21 protein-coding genes are annotated in these 23,069 nt (G+C 64.6%); 5 read left to right on the top strand and 16 right to left on the bottom strand.

Features of this window, described 5'->3' with window-relative positions; genetic code table 11:
* Positions 1-3: 3 nt before the first annotated feature.
* From XH91_RS25160 to XH91_RS25215, 12 genes are all read right to left on the bottom strand, one after another.
* Positions 4-954 carry an oxygenase MpaB family protein gene (locus XH91_RS25160; protein WP_164933789.1) on the bottom strand — a complete coding sequence of 317 codons (951 nt, stop codon included), beginning with the start codon at positions 952-954 and terminating at the stop codon, positions 4-6.
* A 70-nt stretch (positions 955-1,024) separates the two neighbouring features.
* Positions 1,025-2,167: a patatin-like phospholipase family protein gene (locus tag XH91_RS25165; protein WP_128953079.1), complete on the bottom strand. Its 1,143-nt coding sequence runs from the start codon at positions 2,165-2,167 to the stop codon at positions 1,025-1,027.
* 130 nt (positions 2,168-2,297) lie between these two features.
* The gene (ccoS, locus tag XH91_RS25170; RefSeq protein ID WP_128953080.1) at positions 2,298-2,468 is read right to left on the bottom strand and encodes a cbb3-type cytochrome oxidase assembly protein CcoS; all 171 of its coding nucleotides are present in this window, start codon (positions 2,466-2,468) and stop codon (positions 2,298-2,300) included.
* Positions 2,468-4,657, bottom strand: a complete 2,190-nt coding sequence (locus tag XH91_RS25175; protein ID WP_128953081.1) for a cation-translocating P-type ATPase — start codon at positions 4,655-4,657, stop codon at positions 2,468-2,470. Before XH91_RS25175 ends, ccoS begins: the two co-directional genes overlap by 1 nt.
* A gap of 10 nt (positions 4,658-4,667) precedes the next feature.
* Complete coding sequence (locus XH91_RS25180) at positions 4,668-5,153, bottom strand: FixH family protein (RefSeq protein ID WP_128953082.1); 486 nt, start codon at positions 5,151-5,153, stop codon at positions 4,668-4,670.
* A 15-nt stretch (positions 5,154-5,168) separates the two neighbouring features.
* Positions 5,169-6,635, bottom strand: coding sequence for a cytochrome c oxidase accessory protein CcoG (gene ccoG / locus XH91_RS25185; RefSeq protein WP_128953083.1), 1,467 nt, complete (start codon positions 6,633-6,635; stop codon positions 5,169-5,171).
* A 121-nt stretch (positions 6,636-6,756) separates the two neighbouring features.
* Positions 6,757-7,632 carry a cytochrome-c oxidase, cbb3-type subunit III gene (gene ccoP / locus XH91_RS25190; protein WP_128953084.1) on the bottom strand — a complete coding sequence of 292 codons (876 nt, stop codon included), beginning with the start codon at positions 7,630-7,632 and terminating at the stop codon, positions 6,757-6,759.
* 6 nt (positions 7,633-7,638) lie between these two features.
* Positions 7,639-7,803 carry a cbb3-type cytochrome c oxidase subunit 3 gene (locus tag XH91_RS25195; protein WP_128953085.1) on the bottom strand — a complete coding sequence of 55 codons (165 nt, stop codon included), beginning with the start codon at positions 7,801-7,803 and terminating at the stop codon, positions 7,639-7,641.
* A 13-nt stretch (positions 7,804-7,816) separates the two neighbouring features.
* A complete protein-coding gene (gene ccoO, locus XH91_RS25200; RefSeq protein WP_128953086.1) occupies positions 7,817-8,551 on the bottom strand; it encodes a cytochrome-c oxidase, cbb3-type subunit II in 735 nt (244 codons plus the stop codon).
* Between the two features lie 10 nt (positions 8,552-8,561).
* Complete coding sequence (gene ccoN / locus XH91_RS25205; RefSeq protein WP_128953087.1) at positions 8,562-10,211, bottom strand: cytochrome-c oxidase, cbb3-type subunit I; 1,650 nt, start codon at positions 10,209-10,211, stop codon at positions 8,562-8,564.
* A gap of 212 nt (positions 10,212-10,423) precedes the next feature.
* Positions 10,424-10,849 carry a CBS domain-containing protein gene (locus XH91_RS25210; RefSeq protein WP_128953088.1) on the bottom strand — a complete coding sequence of 142 codons (426 nt, stop codon included), beginning with the start codon at positions 10,847-10,849 and terminating at the stop codon, positions 10,424-10,426.
* 37 nt (positions 10,850-10,886) lie between these two features.
* Complete coding sequence (locus XH91_RS25215; RefSeq protein ID WP_128953089.1) at positions 10,887-11,717, bottom strand: universal stress protein; 831 nt, start codon at positions 11,715-11,717, stop codon at positions 10,887-10,889.
* A 203-nt stretch (positions 11,718-11,920) separates the two neighbouring features.
* On the opposite strand from XH91_RS25215, the gene fixL reads away from it, so the two are divergent.
* From fixL to XH91_RS25235, 4 genes are all read left to right on the top strand, one after another.
* Positions 11,921-13,438 carry a sensor protein FixL gene (gene fixL, locus XH91_RS25220; RefSeq protein WP_128953090.1) on the top strand — a complete coding sequence of 506 codons (1,518 nt, stop codon included), beginning with the start codon at positions 11,921-11,923 and terminating at the stop codon, positions 13,436-13,438.
* A 3-nt stretch (positions 13,439-13,441) separates the two neighbouring features.
* Complete coding sequence (gene fixJ, locus XH91_RS25225; protein ID WP_128953091.1) at positions 13,442-14,059, top strand: response regulator FixJ; 618 nt, start codon at positions 13,442-13,444, stop codon at positions 14,057-14,059.
* A gap of 43 nt (positions 14,060-14,102) precedes the next feature.
* Positions 14,103-14,525, top strand: a complete 423-nt coding sequence (locus XH91_RS25230; protein ID WP_128953092.1) for a response regulator — start codon at positions 14,103-14,105, stop codon at positions 14,523-14,525.
* Between the two features lie 474 nt (positions 14,526-14,999).
* Complete coding sequence (locus XH91_RS25235; RefSeq protein WP_164933790.1) at positions 15,000-15,698, top strand: helix-turn-helix domain-containing protein; 699 nt, start codon at positions 15,000-15,002, stop codon at positions 15,696-15,698.
* A 41-nt stretch (positions 15,699-15,739) separates the two neighbouring features.
* Here the strand turns inward: XH91_RS25235 and XH91_RS25240 are convergent, their stop codons facing one another.
* Genes XH91_RS25240 through XH91_RS25255 form a run of 4 tightly spaced genes read right to left on the bottom strand, consistent with a single transcriptional unit; the run spans position 15,740 to position 21,658 of the window.
* Positions 15,740-17,050, bottom strand: coding sequence for an MFS transporter (locus XH91_RS25240; RefSeq protein ID WP_128953094.1), 1,311 nt, complete (start codon positions 17,048-17,050; stop codon positions 15,740-15,742).
* 23 nt (positions 17,051-17,073) lie between these two features.
* Positions 17,074-17,607, bottom strand: a complete 534-nt coding sequence (locus XH91_RS25245; RefSeq protein ID WP_164933791.1) for a PRC-barrel domain-containing protein — start codon at positions 17,605-17,607, stop codon at positions 17,074-17,076.
* 23 nt (positions 17,608-17,630) lie between these two features.
* The gene (locus tag XH91_RS25250) at positions 17,631-19,835 is read right to left on the bottom strand and encodes an amylo-alpha-1,6-glucosidase (protein ID WP_128953095.1); all 2,205 of its coding nucleotides are present in this window, start codon (positions 19,833-19,835) and stop codon (positions 17,631-17,633) included.
* A 59-nt stretch (positions 19,836-19,894) separates the two neighbouring features.
* Complete coding sequence (locus XH91_RS25255; protein WP_128953096.1) at positions 19,895-21,658, bottom strand: ABC transporter ATP-binding protein; 1,764 nt, start codon at positions 21,656-21,658, stop codon at positions 19,895-19,897.
* A gap of 270 nt (positions 21,659-21,928) precedes the next feature.
* Between XH91_RS25255 and XH91_RS25260 the strand changes: the two genes are divergently transcribed.
* The gene (locus XH91_RS25260) at positions 21,929-22,999 is read left to right on the top strand and encodes a glycosyltransferase family 4 protein (protein ID WP_128953097.1); all 1,071 of its coding nucleotides are present in this window, start codon (positions 21,929-21,931) and stop codon (positions 22,997-22,999) included.
* Positions 23,000-23,069 lie beyond the last annotated feature (70 nt).

Consider the following 23,069-nt stretch of genomic DNA (forward strand, 5'->3'; position numbering starts at 1 on the left):
CGATCACCCCTTCCCGCGCACATCCATCTGCGGCCGTCCGATCCAGAGCCGGTTGAGACCGCGGATCATCCAATCTGGCTGCAGCTCGCCACGTAACCGGGCCTGCGCTTCCTGATAGGGGCTGGCATAGCGCAGCCGATCCGGCAGTTTCGGATAGATGCGCCTTATCCAGCTCAGCGCATCATCGGCGGCCTTCATGTCGCGCGCGTCGAGCGCGAGCCCAAAACCCTCGCGCAAGCGCTCCGGCAGCATCTTCGCCGTGAGCGCGCGATACCATCGCGGCGGCCGCAACCAGGGGCGCGCGCCTGCGAAGATCTGCGTCGCGATCTCGCGCGCCGCATCGCTGACGGTCAGCGTCTCCGACTGCGCCATCGAAGCCGTGTAGGCCGCAAAGGCCGACCAATCCGCCGGCAGGTCATCGCCGGTCAATCCGAACAAGGCGCCAAACGTCCGGCTCTCGGTCCAGTAAAGCTCGCGCTCCTCCGCCGCGAGCTTCGGCAGAACCTGATCATGCGCCATCAACGCCGACTCGACCAGCGTTGCATGAACCCAGCGCAGCGACGGGATGTCGTTGGCGCAGTAGCGCGAGCCCGCCGCGAACGGACCGACGGCCTCGGGCATCTCGCCGACGATCATGGTGTGGCGCCGATGCAATTGCCGGGACGCGAGCAGCGCCCGATCGAGCGACCCGAACACCATCGCAAAGACGATGTCGAAGGTGCGATGAAAACGGCCGATCGGATCGGCAAAGGTCGTCGAGTGCTCGGCGATGGCGGCCGCGACCCAGGGATGAGCCAGTTGCAGCAGCAACGCGCGGCCGGCGCCGAGAAAGACGGCCGCCTCCCGGTCAATCCGCCAGGTCATCGAGCCCGGTCCGAACACGCCCGCGATCGGCCCTGCGGCTTCAGCCCGCACCTTGTCGAGAGCAGACTCCAGATCGTCTTCCGAGACCACCTTTGCGACACCCTGCGAGCGGAAGCGAGAACGATCCACAAGGCCTGTGGCAATTCGATGAAGCGAACCGCTATTCCGCCGCCAACGGCATCTCGTCGACGGGCTCGTGCAACACCACGCCCGACAACGGATCGAACTCGCCGATCCACGGCGCGCGCGTCAGCACCGACCTTGTGTGCGCATAGCCGGCGTCCCAGCGCTGCTTGATGCCTGAGGGGCTGAAGTCGATGTCCTTGGTATGGGTCTCGCGATCGAGCTGCGGCGCCAGCAGGCGCACCACATGCATGCGCGTCGAGCAGCCATAGCCGATCAACTCCCTGACCGCGGGATCGTCGCGCTCGCCTTCGGGCAATCGCGCCGCCAGCTGGTTGATGACGTGGCGCAGGCGATGGGCCTGCTGCTGACGCTCGATCTGGCTCGCGATCCGGCTGGAATATTGCACGTCCTTGTGCCGGGTCAGCACCTCACCCATCGTCGTCGGCTCGGTGCCAACGGGATTCCACAGATGCACGGAGAAGATCAGCGAATTCCGGCGCGGATTGTCGTCGAACACGGCTTCCGTCGGTGAGTTCGAGAGGATGCCGCCGTCCCAGTAAAGCTCGCCGTCGATACGCACCGCCGGAAAGGCCGGCGGCAGCGCGCCCGAAGCCATCACATGCTTCACCGTCAGCTCGCAGTCGCGGCTGTCGAAATAGCGCATCTGGCTGGAGCCGACATGCGCGGCGCCAACCGTGAGGCGCGGCGCACCGCAATTAGCGAGGCTGAAATCGACGAGCCCAGCCAGCGTGCTCTCCAGCGGCGCAGTCGAATAATAGCCGGCGCGATCGGCGCCCAGCGGAAAGGACTCGCCGGCATGCGCCAGCGGATTGGGCTGGAAGAAGCCGGCAATGCCGCCGGCGATGGTCGACCAATAGGCAAGCGTGTCGTCGAAGCCGGGAATGCCGATCGAGAGAGGCCAGGCCGGCTTCTGCTCCATCCGCTTCCAGAACTCCTTGAGGCGGGCGAGCCTGACCTCCGGTGAATTGCCGGCGATCAGGCTCGCATTGATCGCGCCGATCGAGGTGCCGATCACCCAGTCCGGCTCGATGCCGGCCTCGTGCAGGGCCTGGTAGACGCCCGCCTGATAGGCGCCGAGCGCACCGCCGCCTTGCAGCACCAGCACGATCTGTCCCGGCAGGTCGTTCGGCCTGCACACCCCGGCATTTCCCTGCATGCCCGTCGCACTCCTGCTCCGAAAGAGCCTTACGCAAAATCCTCCTTCCTTGTTACGCCCGACGACCATCGGCCGTCCAGCAACCATCGTTGGGGAGGGAGTGCAGAAGGCTATGGGAACCAAGGATGCGTCAACGCTTTGCCGGCGCCTCTTGCGGCGGCGGGTCGTCGTCCGAGATCGCCCGCCAGGCTGCGCCGTCAAGATCGTCGTATTGCCCGCTGCGGAGCGACCAGAGGAAGGCGGCGAGGCCCGCACCTCCAAGCATTAGCGCCAGCGGCACCAGGATGACCAGTATTTCCATCACATGATCTCCCGCGAGGCGCTGCGGGCCCGCAGCGCATTCAGCATGACCAGGATCGAGGATCCGCTCATGGCGGCCGCGGCAATCAAGGGCGTCACCACGCCGCTGATCGCGACCGGCACGGCCAGCACGTTATAGCCGATCGCAAGCCAGAGGTTTTGCCGCATCAGATGCAGCGCCTTGCGCGCGGAATCGATGGCCGCGACGACCGGGGCCAGCGGCCGGCCGAGGAAGACCAGATCGGCGGTGGCCTGGCTCAGATGCGCCGCCGAAATCGGCGACATCGAGACATGGGCTGCCGCCAGCGACGGCGCATCGTTCATGCCGTCGCCGACCATCAGCACCTTTGCGCCGCACCGCTTCAGCTCCTCGATCCGCGCGATCTTGTCGGCCGGGGTCACGCCGGCGCGCCATTCGACGATGCCGAGCGCATGGGCCGCCGCGATCACCGCGGCTTCGCGGTCGCCCGAGAGGATCTCGACGCCAATATTGCGCGCCTTCAGTGCCGCGATCACGGCCTGTGCGTCCGGACGCAGACCCTGGCGCACGGTGAGGATGAATTTTTCGGGTCCCTTGCTGAAAGCCACGACGGACGCTTCGGGATCGAGTGTCGCGCCGACGACCAGCGCCTCGGCGCCGCAGAAGGACGGACGGCCGAGCCGGAGCTCGACACCATCCACCACGGCGCGGACGCCCTGCCCGGCTTCCTCGGCCGCACTCAGTATCGGGGACTTCGCGCCTGCGGCCTGGGCGACCGCGGCGGCCACCGGATGATGGCTCGACAGCGCGAGGCGGCCGGCAAGTTCGAACACGCCGGCGGGGATATCGGCTGCGTTCGTGACCTCGAGATCCGGCAGCGTCAACGTGCCGGTCTTGTCGAAGATGACGTGATCCGCCTCGGCAAGACGCTCGATGGCGTCGCCGGAATTGAGCAGCACGCCGGCCTTGAACATCGCGCCTGAGGTCACCGTCTGCACGGTCGGAATAGCCAGCCCGAGCGCGCAGGGACAGGTGATGATCAGCACCGCAACGCCCGTCACGATCGCATCGTGCCAGCCGGCGCCCGCGATGGCCCAGCCCAGAATGGTGATCAACGCAGTGGCATGCACCACCGGCGCATAGAGACGCGAGGCGCGATCGGCGAGCCGCATATAGCGCGAGCGCGCGGCAAGCGCGTTGTCGAGCAGGCGGGTGATCTCGGCAAGCAGCGTTGCTTCCGATGCGGCCGAAACGCGCACTCGCAAGCTTCCGGAGATGTTCATGGAGCCGGCATACACAGGCGTGCCGTGCTCGGCCGTGACATAGAGCGTCTCGCCGGTGATCAGGCTCTGGTCGATCTCGGAGCGTCCCTCGATCACGGTGCCGTCGACGGCGCAGCGCTCGCCGGGTCGCAGCAGCACGATGTCGCCGGGGTGGATGGCGGCGACCGGCACCTGGGTTATCTCGTCGGCCCCGACGAACTTCGCCGCGGTCTCCGCCTTCAGCGCGGCGAGATTGCCGGCGACCGCGCGGGTCCGCCGCCGCATGTTCTGATCGAGGACGCGACCGACCAGCAGGAACGTCAGCAGCATGATCGCCGCGTCGAAATAGGCATGCTCGGCGTGGTTGATGGTCTCGACCACGGACATGCCGAGCGCAAGGCACACGCCGATGGAGATCGGCACGTCCATATTGGTGGTCTTGTTCGACAGCGCCCGCCAGGCCGAGCGGAAGAACGGCTGGCCGGCATAGGCGGCCGCCGGCAGTGCGATCAGCGCCGACAGCCAGTGGAAGAAGTCGCGCTGCTCGGGCAGCATGTCCGAGACGTTGCCTGACCACACCGGGATCGACAGCATCATCACATTCATGGTGGCAAAGGCGGCAACGCCGAGACAGCGCAGCAGGAAACGCGATTCGGCGACCTCGCCCGCCTCCGCGCTCTCGGTCTCGTAGGGATAGGCCTTGTAGCCGAGCTCCTCGAGCCGATCGATGAAGCGGGCAGGATCCAGCGTGCCCGCCTTCCATTCCAGCGCAACGCGCCGGTCGGTGAGGTTCACCCGTGCCAGCGTGACATCGGGGATCGCGGACAGGCCTCGCTCGATCTTGGCCATGCAGCCGGCGCAGTGAACGCCTTCGACGGCGAGGTCGATGTGCTGAACGCCCGCGCCCGCGGCGCGGACATAGTGGGAGAAATCGCGTGTCACCTGCATGGCGCGGCCGTCAGTTCAGGATCACGCGGTTGCGCGACAGGAACACGCGCTCACCTTTCGCATCGCCCTCGATGACGAGATCCCACAGGCCGGGCGCGACGGCGGCGGCATTGCCGCGATAGATGCCGATACCGGCCTCCGCGAGGTCGACCGCGAGATCGGCGCGCTTGTCGGTCGGCCGTTCCAGGCGCCCGCCGAATTTCAACCCGCTCAGCGGCCGGCCCGCCGCATCGCGCGCCTCGACCTGAAGCACGGCATTGCCGTCGGCGCGCCGCTCGATATGGGCGTTGACCTGCCATTTGCGCGCGGTCTGGTCCTGCGCCGCCGTGATTTCGCGCTCATAGGCGAGGCCCGCTGCATAGGGGCTGTCGACATCGGTGCCGGGCAGCGTCGCAATCGCGAGCTTCATCATGGTGACGTTGACACCGATCACGACGCCGAAGAAGGCGACGAGCATCAGGAAGACCTTCGTTCCGGTCAGAGGCTTGGTTGCCATTTCAGTCTCCTGGTCTTACGGCGCGACGAAATTGTCTGTGGTGGATGCAGCCTCGCCGAGTCCGATGTCCGTGACGCGGAAGCGAACCGGGATCGACTTCTCCGGATTGCCCTCGGCCGGCGCGGTGACGAGCAGGCGCAGCTCACTGGTGGAGTCGCGGGGGATCACGATCATCGGGCGATCCGGCGTCACGGAATCAGCGCCGACGACATGGATCGTCGAATTGACCGGGCCATCGATATCGATCGCGATCACGCGATCATGTCCGCTCTTGTTCAGAAGCCGGGCGGTGTAGGCATTGCGGATCGATCCGTCGCTGAGCCGGACCGCAACCGGGTTGCGGTCGTGCAGCACGTTGATGTCGAGCAGGGTGCGGGTCGCCAGCACGTAGACCATGATGCCGCCGACCGCCGCGATGATCGCGCTGTAGGCCATGGTGCGCGGACGGACGATGCGATAGATCGGCGCCTTGCCTTCCTGGCGTCGCTGGATGTTGATGTCGTTGTCATAACCGATCAGCCGCTTCGGCCGGCCGATCTTGGTCATGACGTTGTCGCAGGCGTCGATGCAGAGCCCGCACTGGATGCATTCGAGCTGCGGCCCGTTGCGGATGTCGATGCCGGTCGGGCAGACCGCGACGCATTGATAGCAGTCGACGCAATCGCCGACGTGCTCGCCGAGCGCGCGCAGCTCGGCGGCCTTCTTCACGGACGTGCGCTTCTCGCCGCGGTCGTAGCGATAGGTGACGTTGAGCGCCCATTCGTCGGTGAGTGCGGCCTGGATGCGCGGCCACGGGCACATATAGGTGCAGACCTGCTCGCGCATGAAGCCGGCGAGTACATAGGTCGTTGCGGTCAGGATGCCGATCCAGATATAGGCGATGACAGGCGCCTGAAAGGTCAGGAGCTGCTTCACCAGCGTCGGGGCGTCGTTGAAATAGAGCACCCAGGCGCCGCCGGTCCACCAGGCGATCATCAGCCAGGTCGCATGCTTGAGCACGATCTCGGAGAGGCGCTTGGGCGTCAGCGCGCCGGCCGATTTGTCCTTCCGCATCCGCTCGCGGCGATCGCCTTCGAAGAAGCGTTCGACCGCATAGAACAGATCGGTCCAGACCGTTTGCGGACAGAGATAGCCACACCAGATGCGACCGCCGACCGAGTTCATCAGGAACAGCGCGACCGCGGCGACGATCAACAGGCCGGTGAAATAATAGACTTCCTGCGGCCAGAGCTCGATGAAGAAGAAGTAGAAGCGGCTGTTGGGCAGATCGATCAGCACCGCCTGGCTGGGAGCGCCCAAGCCTCTGTTCCAGCGCACGAAGGGAAGGAAGTAGTAGACGCCCAGGCAAAAGGCCATCAGGCCCCATTTGATCCGGCGGAAGGTGCCCTGGACGCTCTGGGGATAGACCTTCTTGCGGGCTACGTAGAGCGGCCCGTTGTCATCATCCGATGTGAGATCTTTCGGGTTCACGGTCTTGTTCATCGCTCAAGTCGCCTCAGAAGGTGCGATTAAACCTAGACCCGACGTCACTGGGTCAGTTGATCCAGCGCAAACGGGGGCGAATTTGTTCGCCCCCGTCAGCCGCCGATCGTGACTTTTCAGGCTATTTTCCGCCACCCAGCGAGTGGACGTAGACCGCCATCGCCTTGATGGTGGCGGGATCGAGCCGCCCTTCCCAGGACGGCATGACGCCGGCACGGCCATTCGCGATCGTCTCGATCAGGGTTGCCTCGTCGGAGCCATAGAGCCAGATCTTGTCGGTCAGGTTCGGCGCGCCGAGCTCCTGGTTGCCCTTGCCGCCGTCGCCGTGGCAGGCGACGCAATTGTCAGTAAAAATCTTCTCGCCTTTGGCAGCGTCGTAGCCATTCCGGGTCGGAAGGCCCGACAGCGAGCGGACATAATTGGCAACCGTGACGATCTCGTCCGGCTTCAGCACGCCGTCCTTGCCGAAGGCGAGCATCTGGCCCTCATGGGTCTTGGCATGACCCGAGCGTGCGCCGAACTGGATGGTCTGCATGATCTGGTCGAGCGTGCCGCCCCACAGCCAGTCGTCGTCGTTCAGGTTTGGAAAGCCCTTGGCGCCGGCCGCACCAGAGCCGTGGCACGGCGCGCAATTGTCGCCGAACACGGTCTTGCCCTTGGCACGGGCGAGCGCCAGCAGGGCCGGATCCTTTTCGATGTCGGCGAGGGAGGCCGCGCCCAACGCCACCATCTTGTCGCCCCTGATCCTGTCGAGGTTGGCGAGCTCGACTGCGACGTCGGCGCGCGACGAGTAGCCGAGCACGCCGCGCGTGTTGCTGGAGATCAGCGGCCAGGCCGGATAGACGATCCAGTAGCCGATCGCCCAGACGATGGTGAGATAGAACGTAATCACCCACCAGCGCGGCAGCGGCGTGTTGAGCTCCTTGATGCCATCCCACTCATGTCCGGTCGTGGACCTGCCCGTGACGGAATCGAATTCACCTTGATGATCGGTCATGATCTCTTACTCCTCCCGCAACGGCAGACTGGCTGCTTCGTCGAAGGCGGCCTTGTTGCGGGGCCAGAATGCGTAGGCAATGATCGCGAGAAAGATCGCGACGAAGACCGGCGTCCAGATCGTGGTCACGAGACTGGAGGCGAGATTGTCGAGTGTCAGAATGGCTTTCATCGGTGATGCCTTCTCAGCGAAGATTGGCTTTCTCGTTGTAGAGCTTGAAGTCGACCAGCGTGCCGAGCATCTGCAAATAGGCGATCAGCGCGTCCATCTCGGTCGGCGTTCCAGGCTTGCCGTCGAAGTTGCGCACGACGGCCTTGGCGTAGCGCTTGGTGAAGGCATCGGCGCCGGCATTGTCCGGATCCGCCTGGGCCCTCATGTCGGCGGCCGCGTTGGCGATCTGGTCGTCGGTGTAGGGAACGCCGACGGTCCGCAGCGTACGCATATGATCGGCGATGGTGTCCGGATCGACCTCGGTCGAGGCGAGGAACGGATAACCCGGCATCACCGATTGCGGCACGATCGCGCGCGGGTTGGTCAAATGGGTGACGTGCCAATCGTCGGAATATTTGGCGCCGACGCGGGCAAGATCGGGACCGGTGCGCTTCGAGCCCCACTGGAACGGATGGTCGAACATGCTCTCGGCGGCGAGCGAGAAGTGGCCGTAGCGCTCGACCTCGTCGCGCAGGGGCCGGATCATCTGCGAATGGCAGAGATAGCAGCCCTCGCGGACATAGATGTTGCGCCCCGCAAGCTCGAGCGGCGTGTAGGGCCTGATGCCATCGACCACCTCGATCGTGCTCTTGAGGTAGAACAACGGGGTGATCTCGACGAGACCACCGATCGCGATCACGAGCAGGATGCCGACGACCAGGACGATCGAGTTCTTTTCGAAGACTTGGTGACGTGTCCAGAACGACATTGGAAGCTCCTCATTCCGCCGGCTGAAGAGCGACGGGCATCTGGACTTCCTGCTCGCCGACGCGAACGGTCATCCAGAGATTGTAGGCCATGATCAGCGCGCCGATCAGGAACAGCGCACCGCCGGCGGCGCGGATGATGTAGAAGGGATGCATCGCCTCGACAGTCTCGATGAAGGAATATTCGAGGAAGCCGAGCGGAGTATAAGCGCGCCACATCAGGCCCTGGAGGATGCCGGACACCCACATCGCCGAGATGTAGAGGACGATGCCGAGGGTCGCGATCCAGAAGTGCCAGTTGACGAGCTTCAGGCTGTAAAGGCCCTTGCGATTCCACACCCACGGCACCAGGCAGTAAAGCGCGCCGAAGGAGACGAAGCCGACCCAGCCGAGCGCGCCGGAATGCACGTGGCCGATGGTCCAGTCGGTGTAATGGCTGAGCGAGTTGACCACCTTGATCGACATCATCGGTCCCTCGAAGGTCGACATGCCGTAGAAGGCGACCGAGACCACCAGCATGCGCAGCACGGGATCGGTCCGCAGCTTGTCCCAGGCACCCGAGAGCGTCATCAGGCCGTTGATCATGCCGCCCCAGGAGGGCATCCACAGCATGATCGAGAAGGTCATGCCGAGCGTCTGCGTCCAGTCCGGCAGCGCGGTGTAGTGCAGATGGTGCGGGCCGGCCCAGATGTAGAGGAAGATCAGCGCCCAGAAATGGATGATCGAGAGCCGGTAGGAATAGATCGGCCGCTCCGCGCGCTTCGGAATGAAATAGTACATGATGGCGAGGAAGCCGGCGGTGAGGAAGAAGCCGACCGCGTTGTGGCCGTACCACCACTGGAACATGGCATCCTGGATGCCGCCCCAGGCGATGTAGGATTTCGAGCCCAGGAACGACACCGGCAGCGCGGGGTTGTTGCCGAGATGCAGAACCGCGATGGTGACGATGAAGGCGAGATAGAACCAGTTCGCGACGAAGATGTGCGGTTCCTTGCGCTTGAGGATCGTGCCGAGGAAGACCAGCAGATAGGTGACCCAGACGATCGTCAGCCAGAGATCGGCATACCATTCCGGCTCGGCATATTCCTTCGACTGCGTGACCCCGAGCAGATAGCCCGTGCCGGCGATCAGGATGAAGTAGTTGTAGCCGAGCACGACGAACCAGGGCGCGATATCGCCGGCAAGCCGGGCGCGGCACGATTTCTGGACGACGTAGAACGACGTCGCGATCAGCACGTTGCCGCCGAAGGCGAAGATCACGGCCGAAGTGTGCAACGGCCGTAGCCGGCCGAACTGGATCCACTGCAGGTCGAAGTTCAAAGCGGGCCAGGCCAATTGCGAAGCGATGATCAGCCCGACCAGAAATCCCGCGATGCCCCAGAACATCGCCATGAAGGAGGAGAACTTGATGGGGCCCATGTTGTAGTTGGGGCGACCATTGATCTCCGCGGGCGGCAGCGCCGCGGGGCGATCGTAGTAGCGGTTGATGATGAAGAACACCGCGGCCAGGCTCGCCGCTGCGCTCAGCCCGGCATGGAAGGCGAAGGGCGCATCGAGCGCCTTGGCCGAGGCGATCACGCAGAGGAACGCGGTGACTGCGAACACGACAGCCAAGCCGCTTTCACCGATGGTCATTGATTTGGAGATGGAGGGCTGGGGCATCGCGGATTCTCTCTGAAAGAACACGCCGCCAGAAACCACATCCATCCTCGCGGGGAATTGATTGAAATCAAGATAGATGGATTTCTGTTCATGTCGGACCGATGCCGATCGGCACGCGATATCAACCGCTTGGGCATCGCGCTAAGCCCCTCGCGCGGCGCCGGCTCCGGAACATCACGGAGCCCGAAATCGCAGGATTTCCGGATCGATCCTCAGTCGGTCGCCGTCGCCTTCAGCGCCGCGATGACGTCCTCGCGCGCGATGATCCCGACCAGCTTCTGGGCGCCGTCGAGCACGATGATGCTGCGGATGCGGTGCTCGACCATGATCTGGAGAACGCGCGTCAGCCGCGTGTCGGGGCTGACATAGATGAACTCCGGCGTCATGACGTCGCCGACCTTGCGGCTCATCAGGTCATGATAGCGCGGCAGCATCTGGCTCGGCGTGAAGGCAAAGCATTTCAGGATATCGAACTTGGTGACAATGCCGACGACCTGTCCGTCGTCCTCCACGGGGTAGGAATTGAAATCGTCCTGCTCGAACATCTCGCTGAGCGCGAGCAGATTGTGGTCGCGCTGCACCGTCTTGACGTTGCGCGTCATGTAGCCGCTGGCGGTCTGCTCAAGGAATTTGTACACGGCACGTCCTCATCGGTTGGTCAGTACGGCCTGGCCGTCAATGCGAAAGCAGCACGCAGCGCGCGGATTGCGTGACCAGATATTCCGTGACGCCGCCGAGAATCAGCTCGCTGAAGCGGGAATGGCCATAGGCACCGGCGACGATCAGGCCGGCTCCGACATCGCCGGCGATCCTCTCCAATTGCACGGCGGCGGCTTCGTTCCCCGCCTCCACGACCCGCGCCGTCGCCGTGACGCCGTGGCGGGCGAGCCAGGCGGCGACGTCGCTGACACGCTCCGCGACGACCGCACGGTCTTCGTCCGCCTCCGAAATCTCGACGATGGTGATATCCTTCGCCTTGCGCAGCATGGGCAGCGCGTCAGCCACCGCCCGCCGCGCCTCGGGCGTGTCCTTCCAGGCCACGAGCACGCTGCGCAGATCGAGCCAGTCGATCCTGTCGGGCACCACCAGCAGCGGCCGGCCGGCCTGCATCACCAGATCCTTGGGGCTTGCGAGCGCAAAGGAATCGGAGAAGGCCGGGCTCTGTCCGCCGCTGACGACGATGTCGGCACAGCGCGCCTGCGCCGAGACGAATCGTGCGGGGAAGTCCATGGCACTGCGCCATTCCACCCGTCCGCCACGGGCCTTGGTCGCGGCGCGGAATTGCACCTCCAGATCGGCAAGGCGCCTCTTGATGGAGGCTTCTTCCTGATCGATCAGCCGCTGAGCTGCCGCGCCATCCGTGAAATAAAGTGGCGGGGCGAACCGCGCCGCGGCGACCCCGACAATCGCCGCCTCGAATCGTTCGGCAAGCTCGCCGGCGACCTGAAGGCGCGCATCGTTGGGCTGGCCGAGCGCCAGGCTGACCATCACCGTCGCGTATGTCATCGAAGGCCTCCAATACAGTCTATTTGATGAGAATGTAGGCCTGCCTCCATTCCGCGAGATGAGATAGATCAAGAGCGCACCGGCGTGGCTCGTGACCTCAACCGGCTGCCCGGCGACGGAACTTGCCTCTGAGCCGGGCTTGGGCGACATTGCGGCAGCGGTAACGGCGTCTGGGCCACCGCACCAGAAATCAGGAGCATCAGGTGTCGCCGAGTCGCGTAACGCATCCCCAAGATGACGGCCGGGGCGAGCATTTCCGCGTCCGGATCGAGGGATTTGGCGTCGGCACCTGGGATCTCGACCTCAAAACGATGGCATGGGAATGGTCCGCCACGTCCAGGGCCCTGCTCGGCGTCTCACCGGACCAGCCGGAGAGCTACGAGCTCTTCCTGTCCCGTATCGAGCCGAACGATCGCGAGAGGGTCGAGAGTGCGATCCGGCGCGTCTCCGAGCGCGGCGGCGGCCTGGATGTGTCCTTCAGGGTCTCCGGAGCGATAGGCGGGGAAAAATGGATCAGGGCCCGCGCCGGCCTGATCCGCGACGAAACCGGCACCGCCGGTCATCTCAGCGGCATCTTCGTGGACATCGACGAGGAGAAGCACGTCGAGGAAGCGCTGCGCACGCGTGAGACCCACCTCCGCTCCATCCTTCACACCATTCCCGACGCCATGATCGTCATCGACGGTCGCGGCATCATGCAGTTGTTCTCGACGGCGGCCGAGCGCCTGTTCGGCTGGTCCGAGCAGGAGGCGATCGGCCAGAACGTCAGCATCCTGATGCCGGAGCCCGATCGCTCCCGTCATGACGGCTACATCGCCCGCTATCGCTCCACCCACGATCCGCACATCATCGGCATCGGCCGCATCGTCACCGGCAAGCGCCGCGACGGCACGACCTTTCCGATGCACCTGTCGATCGGCGAGATGCAGTCGGGCGGCGAGCCCTATTTCACCGGCTTCGTCCGCGACCTCACCGAGCATCAGCAGACCCAGGCGCGGCTCCACGAATTGCAGTCCGAGCTCGTCCATGTTTCGCGACTGAGCGCGATGGGCGAGATGGCGTCCGCGCTGGCGCACGAGTTGAACCAGCCGCTTGCCGCGATCAGCAACTACATGAAGGGATCGCGGCGGCTGCTCGCCGCCAGCGCCGATCCGAATCGGACGAAGATCGAAAGTGCGCTGGATCGCGCCGCGGAGCAGGCCGTACGCGCAGGCCAGATTATCAGGCGGCTTCGCGATTTCGTCGCACGCGGCGAGTCCGAAAAGCGGGTCGAAAGCCTTTCCAAGCTGATCGAGGAGGCCGGCGCGCTCGGGCTCGCCGGTGCGCGCGAACAGAACGTCCAGCTTCGGTTCAGTCTGGATCAGAATGCCGATCTCGTCCTCGCCGACCGGGTCCAGATCCAGCAGGTCCTGGTCAATCTGTTCCGCAACGCGCTGGAGGCGATGGCGCAGTCGCCGCGGCGGGAGCTCGTCGTCACCAACTCCCGCATCGGTGACGACATGATCGAGATCGAGGTTTCCGACACCGGCTCCGGCTTCCAGGATGACGTCATTCCGAATCTGTTTCAGACCTTCTTCACCACCAAGGAAACCGGCATGGGGGTGGGACTGTCGATCAGCCGCTCGATCATCGAGGCTCATGGCGGACGCATGTGGGCCGAGAGCAATGCATCGGGCGGAGCGACATTCCGCTTCACTCTGCCTGCAGCCGACGAGAGCTGAACCATGACGACCAACGGAATTGTCTACGTTATCGACGACGACGAGGCGATGCGCGATTCGCTGAATTTCCTGCTCGATTCATCGGGATACAGCGTCACCTTGTTCGACGACGCGCAACGCTTCCTCGATGCCCTCCCCGGCCTCGCATTCGGTTGCGTCCTCTCCGACGTGCGCATGCCCGGGATCGACGGGATCGAGCTCCTGAAGCTGATGAAGGCGCAGCACTCTGCGTTTCCGATCTTGATCATGACCGGCCACGGCGACGTGCCGCTCGCGGTCGAGGCGATGAAGCTCGGCGCCGTCGACTTCCTGGAAAAGCCGTTCGAGGACGACCGCCTCCTGACGATGATCGAATCGGCGATCCGGCAGGCCGAGCCGGCCGCCAAGATCGAAGCGATATCGCAGGACATCGCCGCCCGCGTCGCATCGCTCAGCCCGCGCGAGCGCCAGGTCATGGAAGGACTGGTCGCGGGCCTGTCCAACAAGCTGATCGCCCGCGAATACGACATCAGCCCGCGCACCATCGAGGTCTACCGGGCCAATGTCATGACCAAGATGCAGGCCAACAGCCTCTCGGAGCTGGTCCGGCTGGCGATGCGCGCCGGCATGCTGAAGGATTGAGGCAAGTCAAGGCGGCTGCCTCAGCCTGTGCTAGCCAATACCGATGATCGAAGTCGGTTCGTACCCTGCGCGGCTCTCCATGGTGTCATCGGCAAAGCCCACCGTCTACGTGGTCGACGACGATGACGCCGTGCTCGGGTCCCTGCGTTTTCTGCTGGAGACCGACGGCTTTGCCGTACGGACGTTCAGGAACGCCACGGCGCTGCTCAACACGACGAGCCCGTCTGGCGCGGACTGCTACCTGATCGACTACAAGATGCCCGACATCAATGGCATCGAGCTTGCCGGTCGCTTGCACCAGTCGGACCGCGACACGCCGGTGATCCTGATCACCGGCTATCCCGACAAGAACATCTCGGCTCGGGCGAAGGCTGCCGGCGTGAAAGACGTGATTCTGAAGCCGCTTCTCGACGAGAATCTGGTCAAGCGCATCCGTCGCGCCATCCAGAACAGACGCGGAAATTGACCGGGCCTCAGAACGCGCTCCTGTACTGCGAAATCTCGCTGCGCGGACCGTAAATCCACATCGGCTCGCCGCACTCGCTCGGGCCATGATCCGTCATGCAGGCCGCACTCCAGGGGGGAGCCGCGATCTGGCGGCCCGCGATCGGATTTGAATGCGAATGGCCGGCGACGGCGTTGGCTCGAGGCCGTGTCGTCGTTGCCATAGCCAGCGACGGCAGGAGCAACAAGGCGACCAGAACGGGTAAGGCAGATTTGGCTGGCATCGGGCGTCTCCCTTGGCGTGAACGCTTCCGATGACCCGATTTGCGCCGAGGCCCCGTTATTTCCAGGACACCAAACAGTGAGAACAGCGGTATCCTGCCACTGCGGCCGACTACGGGGTTCTACGTAGGTAGCCCCCCTTAAGATATCTCGCGAAATTTTCGAAGCACCCGATACCGCGTAGACAAGCGCCATCACAACGGAGATGGCGCAAATGCTGACGCAGACCCTCAACACCCCGGCGATCAACACCCAAATCGGTGGCAGGATTGCCCCTGTTCATCCCGTCTCCGACCAATTCGGCGCGATCACCGGCCATGTCGGTCTGGTCGCCACCGAGTTCTCCTACCGCAAGGACGAAGAGATCTACGGCGAGGACGAGCCGGCGGAATATGTCTACCAGGTCGTCTCCGGCGCGGTCCGCACCTACAAGCTCCTCTCCGACGGTCGCCGCCAGATCGGCACCTTCCACCTTCCCGGCGACGTGTTCGGCCTCGAATCCGGCGCCAGCCACCGCCTCGCCGCCGAGGCCATCATCGACACCAATGTGCGCTTGGTGAAGCGCGTCAGCCTCGAAAAGGCCGCCGGCATCGACGTGCAGGTCGCCCGCAAGCTCTGGGCCATGACCGCCGGCGAGCTGCGCCACGCCGAAGACCACATGCTGCTCCTGGGCCGCAAGACCGCGATGGAGCGGGTCGCGACCTTCCTGCTCGAAATGGACCGCCGCCTCGCCGTTGCCGGCATGATGGCGCTGCCGATGTGCCGCCGCGACATCGGCGACTATCTCGGCCTCACGCTCGAGACCGTGTCGCGCGCGCTGTCGCAACTCCATGCCCAAGGCATTCTCGGTTTCTCCGGCGCCCGCCAGATCGTGCTGCGCAATCGCCAGCGCCTGCACAATCTCGACGCCTGATCGTTTCGTTCTCCCCCCGCCTAATGGCCGGCTGATCTGGTTCAGCCGGCCATTTCTTTTGCCGCAATGCCGGTGCGTCGGGTCTCCGGCATCACGAACAGGATCAGCAAGAGCCCGGTCGCTGCGATGCCCGCGAGCCCGAAGAAGGCGGTGGCATTGCCGAACTTGTCGCTGACATAACCGCCAAGCGCCGTGCTCAGCGACGCGCCGATGCCGGTCGCCGTGCCGACAATGCCCTGCGCGAGATTGAAATGCCCGCTGCCGAAGGCGACGTCGGCAACGATCAGCGGAATCATCACTGCGAACACCGCCGCGGTGATGCCATCGAACACCTGCACCGCCACCAGCAGATACGGATCGCGCACCGTCGCAAACAGAAGACCACGAATCGCCAGCGCGCCGAATCCGATCAACAGCAAGGGACGCCGTCCCCATGCTTGCGCCTTGCGTCCGACGGTCGGCGACAGCAGCGCCACGATCGCCTGCGGGACAACGATGCAGAAAGCCACCAGCACCGTCGCCCATTGGCTCGACCGCGCCGTTACCGCGCTCGCCATCAACGGCATCATCGAGGCATTGGCGAGCTGCAACAGCAGCACGCTCAGCGCAAAGACGATCAGCGGCCGCTGCCGGATCAGATGCCAGATATTGGTGTCGCCCGGAACGGGCGCTTCGCGCGGCATCTCGCCGTGACAGCGCGCGATGTCCACTTCCTCCTCGCGGATGCGCGACAGCGCGATCAATGTCGGGATCGCCAGCAGGAAGGTGACCAGGAACACCGAACGGCTCGAGAGAAGATAGCCGGCCGTGCCCATCACCGCGGCGGCGACGCCGTTGCCGAGCGAGGCAAAGCGCGCATTGCGGCCGAGCCGCTCGCCGATCTTGAGCGGGCCGACCAGGCCGAGGCTGATCGCCGCGATCGCCGGTCCCAACACGCAGCTCGCCGCCGCATGCAGCGTTGCGGCCGTCACCACCACCGGGAAGATCGGCATCGCCGCATAGGCGAGCGCACAGCCGCCGATGGTCGCGATCGCGAGCGCCGCCACCAATCGCTCCGATTTAGCAGCATCGATGATGGCGCCGCCCGGCATCTGGCCGATCAGGGCGACGATGCCCCCGATCGACAGCACGAAGCCGATCTCGACCTGCGTCCATTTCTGTGTCGTCAGATAGACCGCGATGAAGGGGCCGAAGCCGGTCTGCACGTCGGCGAGGAAGAAGATGAACCAGTCGAGACCGCGCAGGCTCCGTTGCGACGGCGCCGGAATGGCCGCGAGGACGGGTGCGGCGACGTTGTCCTGTTCAACGCGTCCCTCGCGATTTGCACGATCAGGCTTCCTCGACAAGAGCACAGGCGATCAGCCCTCCCCCCTCCTCACTGGATGGCTTGCAGCGGTTGAAGACTGCCGGACGCACCCAACACGACCATCGGCGTGTCTTCCTTGTATTCCGGCGCGGCCGCGACCTGCGCCTTGGTCAATTCGAGCGTGATGCTGTCCTTCTTGCTGGTGATCTTGCCGAAACGAAGCGCGCTCCAGTCCACCACGATCTTGCGGCTGCCGACGCCGAGGAAGCCGCCGAAATCGATCACGGCGGCGCGCACATGGCCGCTGAGATCGACGATGACGTCGACGATATGGCCCATGTCCTCGTCGGCCGCGCTGCGGACGTCGCGGCCGAGCACGCCGTGGGCGTCGCTGGCACCGATGATCGTCACCGACGGCGGCGGCGCGGCGTCCTTCGGCGTGACGGGCACGACCGAGGCCGGCGGTTGCGCCGTTGGCGGCGCGTTCGCTTCGGTCGGGACCGCATTGGCGGACGCGGGCAATTCCTCAGCGGCGCGCGATACGGCAACCGTCAATCCCGCAACGATTGCGACGCTTAAAGCCAACCATCCGGCGGTACGCATGAACTCCTCCTTGCCGCGCGCCGCTAGCGCGCGAGCACGATCGAGACCTGGATCTGGCCGCGGGTGCGCAAAACTTCCAGCGCCACGTCGTGGCCGTGGCGGCTGACGCGCAGGTCCACGCTGGATTCGCCCAGGCGCAGATCGCGCAGGATGATCTCGTTCAAGAACGCCGGCAGGTGCGGATTGCGCAGCCGGATCTCGCAGCGCGCGACGTCGAACTCGATGCCGAGCGCCGCCTCCAGCAGCGTGAACGGCGTTGCGCTGGCCCAGGCTTGCGGCGCGCAAGCGACGGGATAGAGCGTCGGGCCGCGCCGCTTCTCTCGGCGGAAGCCGCAGAACAATTCCGGCAATCGCCTGAGATCCATATAGGTCGCGGCCTCGAACAGTCCCTTGAAGACCTGCGCGACCGAATGCTTGAGCCCGTAATGGGCGAGCCCCAACGCAATCAGTGCGTTGTCGTGCGGCCAGATCGATCCATCGTGATAGGACATCGGATTGTAGCGGACTTCGCCGCGCGCGACGGTACGGATGCCCCAGCCCGAGAAGAAATGCGGGCGCATCAGATCGGCGGCCACCAGCCGGGCGCGGTCCTCACGGATCATGCCGCTGAACAGCACCTGCCCGGCATTCGAGGTGCGGACCTCGCAGCGCCGCTTCTGACCGTCGAGGGCGACCGCATAGGTGCCGAGCTCCTGACACCAGAACGCCTGCTCAAAGCGTTCGGCGAGCGACTTGGCCTCCGCCTCGAGCTTCCTCGCGAGATCGGGTTTGCCGAGCGCCCGTGCACATCGCGCAGCGAGCTGCTTTGCGGCATAGACATAGCCCTGGACTTCGGCGAGCGCGATATTGCCTTCCGCGAGCTTGCCGTCGGCGTGGAAGATGGCGTCGTAGGAGTCCTTCCAGCCTTGATTGGCGAGCCCCTTCTCGGTGGCGCGCTGGTACTCGACGAAGCCGTCTTTATCGGGATCTCCGGGACCGTCGATCCAGGCGAGGCCCGCCTCGATCGCGGGCCACAGCTCGGTCAATGTCGTCTCGTCGCCGGTGCGCTCGAAATAGCGGCCGGCGAGCAGGACGAACAACGCGGTCGAATCCACGCTGCCGTAATATTGCGAGAACGGCACCTCGCGCAGCGCCGCCATCTCGCCGCCGCGCATCTCGTGCAGGATCTTTCCCGGTGCGGCATCGGCGAGCGGGTCGACCGTCTTGGCCTGAAAATGCGCAAGCCGCCGCAGCACGCCCTTCGCCACCCGTGGATCGACCCACAGCATCTGTAGCGCCGTGATCAGGCCGTCACGGCCGAACGTCGTCGAATACCAGGGAATGCCGGCATAGGGATAGCGCCCCTGCGGCGTCTCCGTCATCAGCATGTTGAGGTCGGCCATGGCCTGGCACAGCACCTCGTTGAAGATGTTGTTGGAGGTCTCGATGCTGGCCGCACCGACGGTCGATTGCCGCATCTCGCGACGATGCGCCAGCAAGCCGCGGAAGAAGCGCGCCGGCTTCTCCGCGAGCGGCCGGTTGCAGGACACGGCCACGAACAGCGATTTGGCTTCGTGCGGATCGAGCTCGAGCTGCCAGGTCGCGGCATTGACCGAAAGCCGCGTCGGACGCGGATCGAAATGCAGGCCGGTGGTGCGCTCGGCCTCGTCGAGGCCGCGATAATCGAACAGCACGTCGGTCGGCCCGAGCAGCTTGCTGGTGCCGGTGCCGCGGCGCGGCCGCCGCTCGCCGCGCACTTCGAACAGATCGGCAAAATCATTGTCGAACAGCAGCGTCAGCTCGAAGCTGGCGCGTTGCTCGCCGTGATTCTGCAGCCCGATGCGCTGATAGGCCGTACCGCGCCACAGGAAGATCGTGCGCACGATGTGCAGCAGGTCCTTTTGCAGCACGATGCGGCCCTGGCGATAGATATCGGGGTTGGTGAGATCGACCGTCAATCCCGAATTGTCGTCGCGCAGGTTCGAGCCGAGCAGCAGCGGCTGAAGGTCGTCGAGAACGAGCTCAAGCCGCGCCAGATAGCGCGTGTCGTGGTTGAACAGGCCGTCCGGCCCGCCGGCGGAGGCGCCGATATCGCCATGGCTGTCCAGCACGATGAAGGTGTCGTCGTGCTTGAGCGAGCGGCGGGGCCGCGCCGCGGGTCCCGTCATCGGAATGTAGAACGGCTGCTCGGCGACGGTCTCTATCGTCTGCGAAGACGAGGTCATCCTGGTTGCGGCTTCGGCTGCCATGAGTTGCTCCCCTGCTGCCGGTGTTTCGAACGCGACCAACGCAAACGCAACTGTTGGATTTACGCGGCGAACTTCGCGAGCCGGCTCATTTCCTGCGTCACCAGCTCACGGTACGGTCCATGCCCCTGCATCAGCCGGTCGGGCGCACCGTCCTCGATGATCTTGCCGTTCCTGAGCACGACCACGCGGTCGAAATTGCGCAGCGTTGCGAGGCGATGCGCAATTGCGATCACGGTGCGGCCGCGCATCAGCCGCGACAGCGCCTCGCGGATCGCCTCCTCGGATTCGCTGTCGAGCGCGGCGGTGGCCTCATCCAGCAGCAGGATCGGCGCGTCCTTCACGAAGGCGCGCGCGATCGCGATGCGCTGGCGCTGGCCGCCGGACATTTTGACGCCGCGGTCGCCGACCATGGTGTCGAGGCCGTCGGGCAGGCTATCGATGAAATCGCAGCGCGCCGCGATCGCAGCGCGCAGCACCTCGTCGTCGGTCGCGTTCGGCCGGCCATAGCGGATGTTCTCGCGGATCGAACGATGAAACAGCGAGATGTCCTGCGGCACCACCGAGATGGCCTCGCGCAGGCTCTGCTGCGTGACCATTGAGATGTCCTGGCCATCGACCGTCACGCTGCCCTCGTCGACGTCGTAGAAACGTTGCAGCAGCGTGAACAGGGTGGACTTGCCGCCGCCCGATTGCCCGACGAGGCCGACGCGCTGACCGGGCTGGAGCCGCAAGCTGAAGCGCTCGAAGATCTTCTCGCCGCCCGGATAGCCGAAGGTGACGTTGTTGAACGCGATCGCGGCACCGCTCTTGACCAACGGCTCGGCCTCGGGGTGGTCGCGCAGCTCGTGCGGCACCAGCAGCGTCGCGATCGCCTCGGTCAGGCGCGCGACGTGCTGGGTGACATCGACCAGGGCAACCGCGAGATCGCGGGTCGCGCTCAGGATGGAGATACCGAGAGTGCAGACCAGCACGACGTCGCCGGTGGTCGCCTCGCCCTGCTGCCAGAGCGTGACCGCCCAGGCCATCAAGGCAATCGTCAGGATCACGGTCACGGCGGCATGCAGCAGCCGCAGCTTCTCCAGATAGCGCAGGCTGCGTGCGCGCGCATTGACTTCGCGGTTCACCGTGGCGTCGAAGCGCTCATGCTCATGGCCGATACCGCAGAAGGCGCGAACCAGCGGCATGTTGCTGATGACGTCGATCATCTCGCCATCGACGGCCGCGGCCTTGTCGGCAAACTCGTCATGCAACGGCTTGCCGGCCGCGGCCAGGCGGAACATCGCCGCCACCATGCCGCCGGCGATCACGATCAGGCCCGCGGCCATAGAGGGGCTTACGGTTCCAATCAACCCGATCGCCGCAATTGTGGCAATGCACGGCGGCAACACATTCCAGACGAACATGTTCTCGACCGTGAACACCGCGTTGGATGTCGCCGTGATGCGGCTCGTCAGCATGCCCGGCATCCGGTCCAGGAAGTAACTCGGCGCATGTCCGGTCAGATGACGAAATATGTCACGACGTAAATCGCCCGTGACGCGGACGAAGGTGAAGCTCGCGGTCCAGCTCGCGATCCGCCACAGAAAATTGTCGGCGGCGATCAGCGACATGAGCAGAATGAATGCCAGCCATACGCTGCCACCATGCGAGGTTCCCGCCGACAAAGCGTCGACGAGCGATTTGACGCCGTACTGCGTGCCCACGGAGCAGGCAACCGCTGCGACGACAGCGGACAGAATCACAAGATGCGACGCCAATCGTCGCCGTAGATAGCGCAAGACAAAGGCAAATGGCCTGCGCGCGTATCCAGAAAGATGATCCATGTGACCCCGTCGTGATGATTTCAATTGCGCCGACTGATCGATTGAACAACGACCAGTTCGCCTCGGTTCCCGGGCAATGTCATCACGACATGTGGATGCGGACGATCTGCGAAGCGGAGATGGCAGCATCGAGACACGCGCGCGATGTGTCGAATAAGTAACGATTGTTGAGAGGAACTTCGCAACTGCGGGAACGTTCCCCTGTCGGCATGCCGGTGCCGATACTCGGCGGGGGTTCCAACGTTATATGATCGCAGAGGAGATGGTGAGATGCGCATCGCGCAGGTAGCTCCGTTGACGGAGGCTGTTCCACCCAAGCTGTATGGCGGCACCGAGCGGGTGGTGCATTGGTTGACGGAAGAGTTGGTGGCCCTTGGACACGACGTCACCCTGTTCGCCAGCGGCGACTCGCAGACATCGGCGAAGCTCGATGCATTATGGCCGCGAGCGCTGCGCCTCGACGGTTCGGTGCGCGATCCCAACGCGCTGCACATGGTGCTATTGGAGCGCGTGCGGCAGAAATGTGATGACGAGGAGTTCGACTTCCTCCACTTCCATCTCGACTATTATCCGTGGTCGTTGTTCTACCGGCAGCCGACGCCGTTCCTGACCACGCTGCATGGCCGGCTCGATCTGCCGGAGCATCAGCCGGTGTTCAACACCTTCTCCAAGATGCCCGTCATCTCGATCTCGAACGCGCAGCGACGACCGGTGCCGCAGGCGAATTGGGTGACCACCATTCACCACGGCCTGCCGGAAAAGTTGCTGACGCCGAAGCCGGCGAAGCAGGAATATCTCGCCGTGCTCGGCCGCATCGCGCCGGAGAAGGGCGTCGATCGCGCCATCAAGATCGCGATGCATTGCGGCATCCCGCTGAAGATCGCGGCCAAGGTCGATCGCGCCGACCAGGACTATTATGACGAGCTGATCAAGCCGATGATCGAAGGCAATCCCCTGGTGGACTACATCGGCGAGATCAGCGATCACGAGAAGTCGGACTTCTTGAGCGGCGCGCTCGGCCTGTTGCTGCCGATCGACTGGCCGGAGCCGTTCGGCCTCGTGATGATCGAAGCCATGGCCTGCGGTACGCCGGTGGTTGCCTTCAACCGTGGCTCGGTGCCTGAAATCATCGATGAGGGCCTCACCGGCTTCGTCGTCGAGGACGTCCTCAGCGCCGCCGGCGTCGTGAACCGCCTCGCGCAACTCGACCGCGCCGCCATCCGCAAGCAGTTCGAAAAGCGCTTCACCGCGCGGCGGATGGCTCTCGACTATCTCGCCGCCTACCGCAGCCTGACCGAAGAACAGGCGCCACGCATCAAGCTGGTGAGCAGCGCGGAGTAAGGGGGCGCGCTGCCGCCTCAAGGCACACTGTCATGCGCCGCGAAGGCGGGGCATCCAGTACGCCGCGGCT

Source organism: Bradyrhizobium guangzhouense, from assembly GCF_004114955.1.
GTDB classification, from domain to species: domain Bacteria; phylum Pseudomonadota; class Alphaproteobacteria; order Rhizobiales; family Xanthobacteraceae; genus Bradyrhizobium; species Bradyrhizobium guangzhouense.

What these genes read in the sequence shown, in the direction of transcription:
- XH91_RS25180 (WP_128953082.1), bottom strand. Translation starts at nt 5,153, where the DNA reads ATGGCAACCAAGCCTCTGACCGGAACGAAGGTCTTCCTGATGCTCGTC.
- ccoS (WP_128953080.1), bottom strand. Translation starts at nt 2,468, where the DNA reads ATGGAAATACTGGTCATCCTGGTGCCGCTGGCGCTAATGCTTGGAGGT.
- ccoN (WP_128953087.1), bottom strand. Translation starts at nt 10,211, where the DNA reads ATGCCCCAGCCCTCCATCTCCAAATCAATGACCATCGGTGAAAGCGGC.
- XH91_RS25215 (WP_128953089.1), bottom strand. Translation starts at nt 11,717, where the DNA reads ATGACATACGCGACGGTGATGGTCAGCCTGGCGCTCGGCCAGCCCAAC.
- ccoO (WP_128953086.1), bottom strand. Translation starts at nt 8,551, where the DNA reads ATGTCGTTCTGGACACGTCACCAAGTCTTCGAAAAGAACTCGATCGTC.
- XH91_RS25255 (WP_128953096.1), bottom strand. Translation starts at nt 21,658, where the DNA reads ATGGATCATCTTTCTGGATACGCGCGCAGGCCATTTGCCTTTGTCTTG.
- ccoP (WP_128953084.1), bottom strand. Translation starts at nt 7,632, where the DNA reads ATGACCGATCATCAAGGTGAATTCGATTCCGTCACGGGCAGGTCCACG.
- ccoG (WP_128953083.1), bottom strand. Translation starts at nt 6,635, where the DNA reads ATGAACAAGACCGTGAACCCGAAAGATCTCACATCGGATGATGACAAC.
- XH91_RS25195 (WP_128953085.1), bottom strand. Translation starts at nt 7,803, where the DNA reads ATGAAAGCCATTCTGACACTCGACAATCTCGCCTCCAGTCTCGTGACC.
- XH91_RS25235 (WP_164933790.1), top strand. Translation starts at nt 15,000, where the DNA reads ATGCTGACGCAGACCCTCAACACCCCGGCGATCAACACCCAAATCGGT.
- XH91_RS25175 (WP_128953081.1), bottom strand. Translation starts at nt 4,657, where the DNA reads ATGCAGGTGACACGCGATTTCTCCCACTATGTCCGCGCCGCGGGCGCG.
- fixJ (WP_128953091.1), top strand. Translation starts at nt 13,442, where the DNA reads ATGACGACCAACGGAATTGTCTACGTTATCGACGACGACGAGGCGATG.
- XH91_RS25230 (WP_128953092.1), top strand. Translation starts at nt 14,103, where the DNA reads ATGATCGAAGTCGGTTCGTACCCTGCGCGGCTCTCCATGGTGTCATCG.
- XH91_RS25165 (WP_128953079.1), bottom strand. Translation starts at nt 2,167, where the DNA reads ATGCAGGGAAATGCCGGGGTGTGCAGGCCGAACGACCTGCCGGGACAG.
- XH91_RS25245 (WP_164933791.1), bottom strand. Translation starts at nt 17,607, where the DNA reads ATGCGTACCGCCGGATGGTTGGCTTTAAGCGTCGCAATCGTTGCGGGA.
- XH91_RS25250 (WP_128953095.1), bottom strand. Translation starts at nt 19,835, where the DNA reads ATGGCAGCCGAAGCCGCAACCAGGATGACCTCGTCTTCGCAGACGATA.
- XH91_RS25260 (WP_128953097.1), top strand. Translation starts at nt 21,929, where the DNA reads ATGCGCATCGCGCAGGTAGCTCCGTTGACGGAGGCTGTTCCACCCAAG.